We start from the raw sequence: 3895 nt of genomic DNA on the forward strand, positions 1-3895 counted from the left end.
CAGGATCGCCCCGTCCATCTGCGCCGCGCCCGTGATCATGTTCTTCACGTAGTCCGCGTGCCCCGGGCAGTCCACGTGCGCGTAGTGGCGCTTCGCCGTCTCGTACTCCACGTGCGCCGTCGCGATCGTGATCCCCCGCTCCCGCTCCTCCGGCGCCTTGTCGATCTCGTCAAAGGCCGTGTACTTCGCCAACCCCTGGTTCGCCAGCACCCGCGTGATCGCCGCCGTCAGCGTCGTCTTCCCGTGGTCCACGTGCCCAATCGTCCCCACGTTCACGTGCGGCTTCGTTCGCTCAAACTTTTCCTTGGCCATGATGAACCTCCTGCTGTCGTGTCTCGCGCGCCGCTCGGGCGCCGGCTAGACGGCCCGGGCCACCACCTGCTCGGCGACCTTCGCCGGGGCCTCCTGGTAGTGGCTGAACTGCATCGTGAAGGTCGCCCGTCCCTGGGTTCTCGACCGCAGGGTCGTGGCGTACCCGAACATCTCCGCCAGGGGCACCGCCGCCCGAACCAGCCGGGCCCCGCCCCGTTGATCCATCTCGAGAATCTTGCCCCGCCTCGCGTTGAGGTCGGCGATCACGTCGCCCAGGAACTCCTCGGGCACGACCACCTCGACCGCCATCACCGGTTCCAGGATCCGGATCCCGGCCCGCTCGGCCGCGTCCCGAAGGGCCTGGGACGCCGCGATCTTGAACGCGATCTCCGAGCTGTCCACCGGGTGGTACGATCCGTCCACCAGGACCACCCGGACCCCCACCACCGGGTAGCCCGCGAGGAACCCCCGATCGAGGGCCTCCGAGACCCCCTTTTCCACGGCCGGCACGTACTCCCTCGGCACGACCCCGCCCACGGTGCGGTTCTCGAACCGGAAGCCGTCCCCCGGCTCGAGGGGTTCCACCTCGAGGACCACGTGGCCATACTGGCCCCGGCCCCCGGTCTGGCGGACGAACCGTCCCTCCCCCCGTGCCGGGCCCCGGAAGGCCTCGCGGTAGGCCACCATGGGCCGGCCCACGTTGGCCTCCACCTGGAACTCCCGCATCAGCCGGTCGACGATCACCTCCAGGTGGAGCTCCCCCATGCCCGAGAGGATCGTCTGCCCCGTTTCCTCGTCCACCCGGACCCGAAACGACGGGTCCTCCGCGGCAATCTTCGCCAGGGCCACCCCGAGCTTCTCCTGGTCGGCCTGGCTTTTGGGCTCGATCGCCACCGAGATGACCGGCGTGGGCACCTCGATGGCTTCGAGCACCACCGGAGCGGCCGGGTCGCACAGGGTGTCGCCCGTGGCCGAGTTCCGGAGCCCCACCGCCGCGGCGATGTCGCCGGCCGCCACCCCGTCGATCTCCCGGCGCTCGTTGGCGTGCATCTCGAGGATGCGGCCGATCCGTTCCTTTTTGCCAAGGCGCGGGTTGTAGACATACCCGCCGGCCCGCATCTGGCCCGAGTAAACCCGGAAGAAGGTGAGCTGGCCCACGTAGGGGTCGGTCATCACCTTGAACGCCAGGGCCGCGAACGGCTCGTCGTCGCTGGCTCGCCGCACCACCCGCTCGCCGGTCCGGGGATCCGATCCCTCGTAGGGCGGCACGTCCACCGGGCTCGGCAGATACTCGACGATGGCGTCGAGCAAGAGCTGGATGCCCTTGTTCCGGAACGCGGCCCCGCACAGGACCGGCACTCCCTTGAGCCCTACGCAGGCCCTTCGCAGGGCCGCCCGGATCACCTCCTCCCCCAGCTCGCCCCCCCCGACGTAGGCCGAGAGGATCCCCTCGTCCACGTCCGCCAGGGCCTCGAGCATCCGCTCGCGCATCCGCCGGGCCTCCGGCAGGACCTCCTCGGGGATCGGCAGATCCTCGTAGCGCTCGCCGAGGCTCTCGTCGTCCCAGATCCGGGCCCGCCACCCGACGAGGTCCACCACCCCCCGGAACCCCTCTTCGCGCCCCAAGGGGATCTGGACCGGGATCGGGTTTGCCCCGAGCCGCTCCCGGAGCTCCCGGACCACCCGGCCGAAGTCCGCGCCGGGACGGTCCATTTTGTTCACGAACGCGATCCGCGGGACCCGATACCGATCGGCCTGGCGCCAGACCGTCTCGGACTGGGGCTCCACGCCCCCGACCGCGCAGAACACAGCGACCACCCCGTCCAGGACCCGCAGGCTCCGCTCCACCTCGATGGTGAAGTCCACGTGGCCCGGGGTGTCGATGATATTGATCCGGTGCCCGAGCCAGAAGCAGGTGGTCGCGGCGGCGGTGATCGTGATGCCGCGCTCCTGCTCCTGCTCCATCCAGTCCATGACCGCCGTGCCCTCGTGCACCTCCCCGAGGCGGTGGCTCACCCCGGTGTAGTACAGGATCCGTTCGGTCGTGGTGGTCTTGCCCGCGTCGATGTGGGCCGCGATGCCGATGTTCCTGTACCGCTCGATCGGGGTCTGCCTGGGCACGACGCCTTTCCTACACGGGAGCCCGGAGCTCCCCTACCACCGGAGATGCGAGAACGCCTTGTTGGCCTCGGCCATCCGGTGGGTGTCCTCGCGCTTCTTCACGGCGCCGCCGCGGTTCTGGTACGCGTCGAGGATCTCGTTGGCCAGGCGGTCGCGCATGGTGCGCTCCCCCCGGGCCCGAGCGTACCCGACGAGCCACCGGATGCCCAGGCTCACCTGGCGGCGGGGGTTGACCTCCACGGGCACCTGATAGGTGGCGCCGCCCACCCGGCGGGACTTCACCTCCACGATGGGCTTCACGTTCTGGAGCGCCGCGTGGAACACCTCGAGGGCGTTCTGGCTCGTCTTGCTCTCCACGATCTCCAGGGCCCCGTACACGATCTTCTCGGCCACGCTCTTCTTGCCGTCGCGCATGACCTTGTTGATCAGCTTCCCGAGGAGCTCGTCGCCGTACACCGGGTCGGCGATCTGCCGGTACTTGGGGCGCTTCGGCGCCACGGGCTGGTCGTAGCGACCGCGACTCTTCGCCATGGCCAACTCCTACTTGGGCTTCTTGGCGCCGTACTTGGACCGCCCCTGCCGGCGCTTGTCCACGCCCGAGGCGTCCAACGTACCGCGGATGATGTGATACCGGACGCCCGGAAGGTCCTTGACCCGGCCTCCCCGGATGAGCACCACCGAGTGCTCCTGGAGGTTGTGCCCCTCCCCCGGGATGTAGGCCGTGACCTCCTTGCCCGTGGTGAGCCGCACACGGGCAACCTTCCGGAGCGCCGAGTTCGGCTTCTTCGGCGTGGTCGTGTACACGCGGGTGCACACCCCGCGCTTCTGGGGACAGGACTCCAGGGCCGGAGACGCCGTCCGCTTCTTCACCTTTTTTCGGCCCTTACGCACGAGCTGGTTGATCGTGGGCATCCAGAACCTCCTCGACGGTTTCGGGGGCCCAACCCGAAAACGAAACACGCACCTGCCGTCGGCCCCGGGTCCCTTCAGGCGCGGCCCACGGCGCAGCAGCCACTTCCAGTTGGAGCGCTTTTGCGGTCGACGAACGTGTTCGGTTCGGCGAGCTGTCTCGGCGGCTCATGCCTCGGACGGGCAGCGGAGCCGTTGGGGAGCGACTTCCCCCAAAAGGGAACGCGGAGGCTATCACACCGGTTCGGGCGGTGCAAGAGCCTCCGCGTGATTTTTTCGGAGAGTTTGCCTTCGGCCCCGGGGGCCGGTTTTGCCGCCGCGAGGCGCGGCCGACCGCTACTTCAGGAACGTGCGGAGCTTCCGGCTTCGGGTGGGGTGGCGCAGCTTGTGGAGCGCCTTCGCCTCGATCTGGCGGATCCGCTCCCGGGTCACCGCGAAGTCCCGGCCCACCTCCTCCAGGGTGTGGTCCGATTTCTCGTCGATGCCAAACCGCATCCGCAGCACCTTCTCCTCCCGGGGCGTGAGGGTGGCCAGGACCTCCCGGGTCTTCTCG

At 69.2% G+C, this 3895-nt stretch carries 5 protein-coding genes; all 5 read right to left on the minus strand.

Going from position 1 to position 3895, the window contains the following annotated elements:
• On the minus strand, positions 1-312 hold a 312-nt coding region (locus ACY0I8_RS16900), incomplete at its 3' end, for a GTP-binding protein (RefSeq protein WP_461395681.1).
• 45 nt (positions 313-357) lie between these two features.
• Positions 358-2433, minus strand: a complete 2076-nt coding sequence (gene fusA / locus ACY0I8_RS16905) for an elongation factor G (RefSeq protein ID WP_459942092.1) — start codon at positions 2431-2433, stop codon at positions 358-360.
• A gap of 33 nt (positions 2434-2466) precedes the next feature.
• Positions 2467-2964, minus strand: a complete 498-nt coding sequence (rpsG, locus tag ACY0I8_RS16910) for a 30S ribosomal protein S7 (RefSeq protein WP_461395682.1) — start codon at positions 2962-2964, stop codon at positions 2467-2469.
• 9 nt (positions 2965-2973) lie between these two features.
• A complete protein-coding gene (rpsL, locus tag ACY0I8_RS16915; protein ID WP_459942094.1) occupies positions 2974-3345 on the minus strand; it encodes a 30S ribosomal protein S12 in 372 nt (123 codons plus the stop codon).
• Between the two features lie 333 nt (positions 3346-3678).
• Positions 3679-3895 (minus strand): sigma factor-like helix-turn-helix DNA-binding protein (locus tag ACY0I8_RS16920; RefSeq protein ID WP_461395683.1); only part of this gene is annotated, 217 nt, incomplete at its 5' end.

The sequence above is a fragment of the Deferrisoma sp. genome, from assembly GCF_054681715.1.

What these genes read in the sequence shown, in the direction of transcription:
- rpsL (WP_459942094.1), bottom strand. Translation starts at nt 3,345, where the DNA reads ATGCCCACGATCAACCAGCTCGTGCGTAAGGGCCGAAAAAAGGTGAAG.
- rpsG (WP_461395682.1), bottom strand. Translation starts at nt 2,964, where the DNA reads ATGGCGAAGAGTCGCGGTCGCTACGACCAGCCCGTGGCGCCGAAGCGC.